This is a genomic window from Chamaesiphon polymorphus CCALA 037 (assembly GCF_003003845.1).
GTDB classification, from domain to species: domain Bacteria; phylum Cyanobacteriota; class Cyanobacteriia; order Cyanobacteriales; family Chamaesiphonaceae; genus Chamaesiphon; species Chamaesiphon polymorphus.
This window is the reverse complement of record NZ_PVWO01000410.1, coordinates 1-5,391: the sequence shown is the minus strand read 5'-3', so window position 1 is coordinate 5,391 and position 5,391 is coordinate 1. Positions and strand designations below refer to the sequence as shown.

General features: G+C 47.2%; 5 protein-coding genes and 2 pseudogenes. 4 read left to right on the top strand and 3 right to left on the bottom strand.

Annotated features, from left to right (window positions below; genetic code table 11):
* The first annotated feature begins 230 nt into the window (after positions 1-230).
* On the top strand, positions 231-1,403 hold the full coding sequence (gene moeB, locus C7B77_RS23105) for a molybdopterin-synthase adenylyltransferase MoeB (RefSeq protein WP_106310456.1): 1,173 nt from the start codon (positions 231-233) through the stop codon (positions 1,401-1,403).
* A 130-nt stretch (positions 1,404-1,533) separates the two neighbouring features.
* Here the strand turns inward: moeB and C7B77_RS31195 are convergent, their stop codons facing one another.
* The 3 genes and pseudogenes from C7B77_RS31195 to C7B77_RS23100 form a co-directional block, all read right to left on the bottom strand.
* The gene (locus tag C7B77_RS31195; RefSeq protein ID WP_245894334.1) at positions 1,534-1,719 is read right to left on the bottom strand and encodes a hypothetical protein; all 186 of its coding nucleotides are present in this window, start codon (positions 1,717-1,719) and stop codon (positions 1,534-1,536) included.
* Positions 1,720-1,731: 12 nt separating this feature from the next.
* Positions 1,732-1,854 (bottom strand): annotated as a pseudogene (locus C7B77_RS31765) (transposase); the annotation flags it as partial.
* Entirely contained in the window at positions 1,809-2,621 is an 813-nt protein-coding gene (locus C7B77_RS23100; RefSeq protein ID WP_245894332.1) for an IS110 family transposase, read from the bottom strand. The pseudogene C7B77_RS31765 and the gene C7B77_RS23100, both read right to left, overlap by 46 nt.
* Positions 2,622-3,143: 522 nt before the next feature.
* Between C7B77_RS23100 and C7B77_RS23095 the strand changes: the two genes are divergently transcribed.
* The 3 genes and pseudogenes from C7B77_RS23095 to C7B77_RS23085 form a co-directional block, all read left to right on the top strand.
* Complete coding sequence (locus C7B77_RS23095) at positions 3,144-3,560, top strand: hypothetical protein (RefSeq protein WP_106310453.1); 417 nt, start codon at positions 3,144-3,146, stop codon at positions 3,558-3,560.
* Between the two features lie 100 nt (positions 3,561-3,660).
* Entirely contained in the window at positions 3,661-4,269 is a 609-nt protein-coding gene (locus tag C7B77_RS23090; RefSeq protein ID WP_106310450.1) for a TetR/AcrR family transcriptional regulator, read from the top strand.
* Between the two features lie 160 nt (positions 4,270-4,429).
* Positions 4,430-5,239: pseudogene (locus tag C7B77_RS23085) on the top strand (efflux RND transporter periplasmic adaptor subunit); the annotation flags it as partial.
* Between the last annotated feature and the right edge of the window lie 152 nt (positions 5,240-5,391).

Genomic DNA, 5,391 nt, shown 5'->3' with positions numbered 1-5,391 from the left:
GTCAAGACGCTCCGCGATCGAGGTAGAATATTAACCATCAGTCTGGTAAACAGTGTCCGATTTAAGGACACCCGAACGGAGACCGATTTGGTAGATCTACCGCCGTGCTTAACGGTAGGCGATGCTGACACCAACGCGAACGGCGACGGTCGGAGTGCTAGTTTCTAGATACCACACCTCTTGGCGATCGCTGTTGAACTCACCAATCATCAGCTTTAACTAAACTAGCTATGCTCGATCCGAATCTGGACGAAATCCAGTTACTACCTGAAGAATATGCCCGCTATTCGCGGCATTTGATCCTCCCAGAAGTGGGCTTAGACGGTCAAAAACGGCTCAAAGCTGCCAGTGTCCTCTGCGTAGGTACGGGGGGACTCGGTTCGCCATTGTTACTCTATCTAGCTGCCGCAGGCATCGGTCGCATCGGCATTGTCGATTTTGATGTGGTAGACCATTCCAATCTCCAACGTCAAGTCATTCATGGCACTTCTTGGGTGGGCAAACCCAAAATTGAATCGGCGAAAAACCGGATTCATGAAATCAATCCTTACTGTCAAGTAGACCTCTATGAGACGGCATTGAGTTCGGCGAACGCATTAGATATCATTCGTCCTTACGATATCGTCGTGGATGGAACAGATAACTTCCCCACCCGCTATCTAGTCAATGATGCTTGCGTGTTATTAGATAAACCCAACGTCTATGGGTCGATTTTCCGGTTTGAAGGACAAGCGACGGTCTTTAACTATCAAGGTGGGCCAAACTATCGCGATTTGTATCCAGAACCACCACCACCAGGCATGGTTCCCTCCTGTGCTGAAGGCGGCGTTTTAGGCATTCTCCCTGGTATTATCGGGGTAATTCAGGCCACCGAAACGGTGAAGATTATTCTCGGTCAGGGGACGACACTCAGCGGTCGATTGGTGTTATATAATGCCCTAGAAATGAAGTTCCGCGAGTTGAAACTGCGTCCCAATCCCGTCCGTCCGGTCATTGAGAAATTAATCGATTACGAACAGTTTTGTGGAATTCCGCAAGCGAAGGCGGCTGAAGCCGAACAACAAAGTATGCTAGCAGAAATGACGGTAACAGAACTCAAGCAACTCATCGATAGTGGTGCTGACGATTTCGTCTTAATTGACGTTCGCAATCCCAATGAGTACGATATTGCTAAAATTCCTGGTGCGATCCTGATTCCCCTCCCAGATATCGAACAGGGTAAGGGTATAGAGCAGGTCAAAGCCGCTCTCAATGGTCATCGTCTCATCGCTCATTGTAAGATGGGCAGTCGATCTGCCAAAGCTCTAGCCATCCTCAAGGAAGCTGGAATTGAGGGCACGAATGTCAAAGGTGGCATTCAAGCTTGGAGTCGGGAAGTAGATCCTTCAGTACTAGAGTATTGATCTATAGTCTAGGTTAGAAATTTATTAGATAAATCCCTCGATGTCTGTCTGAAAATGGCAAACATTGAGGGATTTATCATTATACATTTGAGACAAGCCCTGAAATTTAAGGTAGATACTGTCTTGAGAGTCAAGAGGGAGGAGTAAGAAAATTAGGATCGAAAGGTTGTTCAGATTTAAGCACACCAAAGACTTGACGTAACAGTTTGTGCATTGCCGCACCAATGACAGCCATCTTCGACTTCCCTTTAGTTAGCAAGCGTTCGCAAAAATCCCGAATCAAGGGATTATAACGACGCGCTACTAGAGCAGGCATATACAAAACCTTCCGTAAGTTGCGATTGCCAATTTTGGACAATCGCGGCTTGCCATGTACCGAAGAACCAGAGGAAAACTCGCTAGGGGTTAAACCAGCAAAAGCGGCGGTTTTATTCGGAGGTTCCCTCCGAATAAAAAAACCGACAAGACAGCAGCCAACTGGTCGGCACTCTCAAACGCACTCAAATCGCGAATTTCGGCCAAGATTGCTGAGGCAGTAGCCTGGGCGATACCTGGAATCGAGGTGATTAAATCTCGTTGAGCCTTCAGATGCGGATGTCGGTCAAAATGGTCGCCAATGAGAGCTTCCGTAGCAACAATTTGTTGAGTCAGAAACTCAATATGAGTGGTAATTGCGGCAATCACAATGCTGTCAGCGGTTTCGAGTCGATTGGACTCTTGTTGCCGCATGGATTTGAGGTTGTCCAGCCGATGTACTAATGCCTGTAACTGTTCGACCTCAATTGGTGGCGGTGTCCACAGTGCGGGTGTCAGAGCCACACAAAATTGGGCGATTGTTTTGGCATCAGTGCGGTCGGTCTTCGTCCGGCTCAACTGACTACGCCCAAAAGCTTTGGTGCGGGATGGATTGCGGCTCGCGCTCGGCGGGTGTCCCGCCGTAAGAAGCGAGACAAGACAGACGATACTCACTGCATACCCAATCTCGAATAGAAATCGAGCCAGAGCATTGCCGTAGGTACTGGTCGCTTCCATACACCCGTGCAGTTGAGTTACACTCTGACTCGTCAGCCATTGTTGTAACTGCTCAAATCCTTCTGGTGTATTGGCAAATACTTTATTTTTAACTTTATCTCCTCCTGCTTTGATTAAAGCTACATCAAATTTGGCTTTACTGATGTCGATACCTAAGATGTCTAACTTCTGCTCGCTCTGGCTCATCTGTGGGTGTCTGGTTGCTATCCGTTTATTTGTCAGCACTACCAGTAGCTATTCACTTACCTTGTCAATGCAGGTTTACCTGTTAGGGATGACCTCTGATACTGTCCAGTTTTGATGTTTGCTACTATTTGGAATATGGTCATTCAATCTACACTTGCGAGCTTGGCGTCTCTAGGGGTAATCCGAATTTCCCACTTCCTGTGGTGCTGGCGATCGATCGCTAATGCAATCTCTTCTAGGATACAAGGGGTAATTCATGAATTACCCCTACCTTAAATTTCGAGGGCATTTCATACATCCATTCAGCATCGCCCAAAATCCATTACCCTCTACCCTAAAACCTACCCTCTACCCTCTACCCTCTACCCTCCCTTCTACCCTACTTGACAAGAGCGGAACCCCTGAGTATTATTAATAAGTAACTACTCACTCACTTATTGATTATTCATCGATACACCTTGCAGATCGTCCAAGTTGAAATTTGGCGAACCTGTTATGTAGATCTATCCTCAGAGGTAAAATATGTCTAAATCTTGGCCACTACTCTTGCTTGGCTCTGTGTCTTCGATGTTGTTGTCTGACATTGCTGTTACCCAAACGCCTGAAAACCCAGTATCAAATGCCAAAGTTCCTAAACCTGCAACTGTTAGCACCAAGACGCCTAATGTCGCAGGGACTTGGAAAGTGTCGCTTGGTGAAGAAGGCAGAACCGCAACTTATGTATTTAGTCAAAAAGGCAATGAACTGACAGGTACGATGAAAGGTTTGCCATTTGGGGATATGCCCGTTACGGGAACGATCGCCAACGATGGTAAATTAGCGTTCTCTGGCAAAATGCGGGGCATAAAATTTAGTTTTGCGGGGACGCTGACAGGGCAAGTGATGAAAGGTATTGCCGATCTCCCGATCGGGCGTAAAAATTGGACGGCGAGCAGGTAAGATCGGCTGGACGATCGTCGATCGCCATCCGCGCGGCAGAGCCAACTTGACGCTCCCATCAACACCGCGCTACGATCGGTGAATAGTCACCCAGTTGTATATGCCTCGACCTCCCAAAATCACTAATGAAGAAATTTTGGCAGCCGCTAGGCAAGTGTTCTTAGAACAAGGGGAAGGTGGTTCGACAGTTGAGATCGCCGAAAAAGCTGGCATATCGGAAGCATCGATCTTCAAACGATTTGCCACCAAGCAAGCTTTGTTTCTAGCCGCAATTGGCGTTTCCGAAACACCCCAATATGCCAAGATTTTGTCTAATCAGACACCGACAGCCGAGATTCGATCGGAACTAACCGAGATCTGCACTCAGATGGTGGATTTTTATCAAGAGATGATGCCGCGAGTCTTGATGATGATGACTCAGTCGAAGTCAGCCCTGCCACCGATGGTACCGCCACCGATCAGAGATAGTCAGTTAATTGCGAGATATATCGATCGCGCGATCTCGCAAGGTCATCTTAAACCCTGTGATTCGATGACTATCGCGCACGCGATCGTCGGTTCGATCCAAAACTATTCAGTAACTAGAGCGGTCTCGAACAAAATACCATTTCCGATCCCGTTAATCTTGCCCAAGCTTAAATCGATCGAGCCACAAACTTTTGTTGACAATCTCATTGAAACACTGTGGACGGGAATTGCTCCAGATTAGAGGGTAGAGGGTAGAGGGTAAAGGGTAGTTCTCTATTCTCTCCGTTAGTTACATTGAATGACAATTCGATCTCCTAGTATGGCGAAGATTGTCACAACTCGATATTTTTTTAGCTAATTAATAAGTAAGTACTCACATTCTAATGAATGATAAGGAAGATATGTTAACCGACACGCCTGTTAATTCAGATTCGCGCCAGCAATCTCTACCAGAACATAGATTGAGTAGCACTCTGGTGACAACAACATCGCACCAGCAATCTCGATCGGAACATTTGGAAACAGGCGATCTCGATCCTTCGCCGTCTAGCCAGTCGCCAGCCAAGCCACCGTGGTTGAAATGGAAATGGCTGATTTTCATCCTCCCGCCGATCGTCATGGCACTAGGTGGCCCCGTCGGTTTGGGATCGAAATTGCAGGAATTATTACCAACCGGATCGGCTGCCAAACCGTTAACTCAAGCAGTCGAGCGGAAAACCGTTCCTACCACCATCACGGCAAATGGCACAGTCAAAGCCTATCGATCGATTAATCTCAGCCCCAAAACCGCTGGCATCATTAAATCGCTACTAGTCAAAGAAGGCGATCGCGTCAAGCAAGGTCAGGTCATTGCGGTCATGGATGACTCTAGTTTGCGCGGGCAGCTCGTTCAATACCAAGGACAACTATTGCAGCAGCAGGCAAATCTGCAACGCTTGAAAGCTGGCAATCGCCCGCAAGATATTGCTAAGGCAGAAGCACAATTAGCCAAAGTCAGAGCCAATCTCCAACAATTGCAAGCCGGAAATCGCCCCCAAGATATTGCCAAAGCAGAGGCACAATTAGCCGAAGCCAAAGCCAATCTCCAACAGTTGCAAGCGGGAAATCGCCCCCAAGAAATTGCCCAAGCTACCGCCAAGTTACAACAAGTACGGGCAACCCTCAATCAACGCGAGGGCGATTGGCAGCGTTATCAGCAACTATATAGGGCTTGCTGAAAAAGTTAATAAATGGCATTAAATTAGATCGATCGTGAATCGGTCTAATTTAGATTATCAGCAATTAGGCTTAGTGGTGCAGAAAACTCCTGGGATGCTTACGGAGCATAGAGAACAATAATTAATAGAGAAAAGGGGCTTGTGCC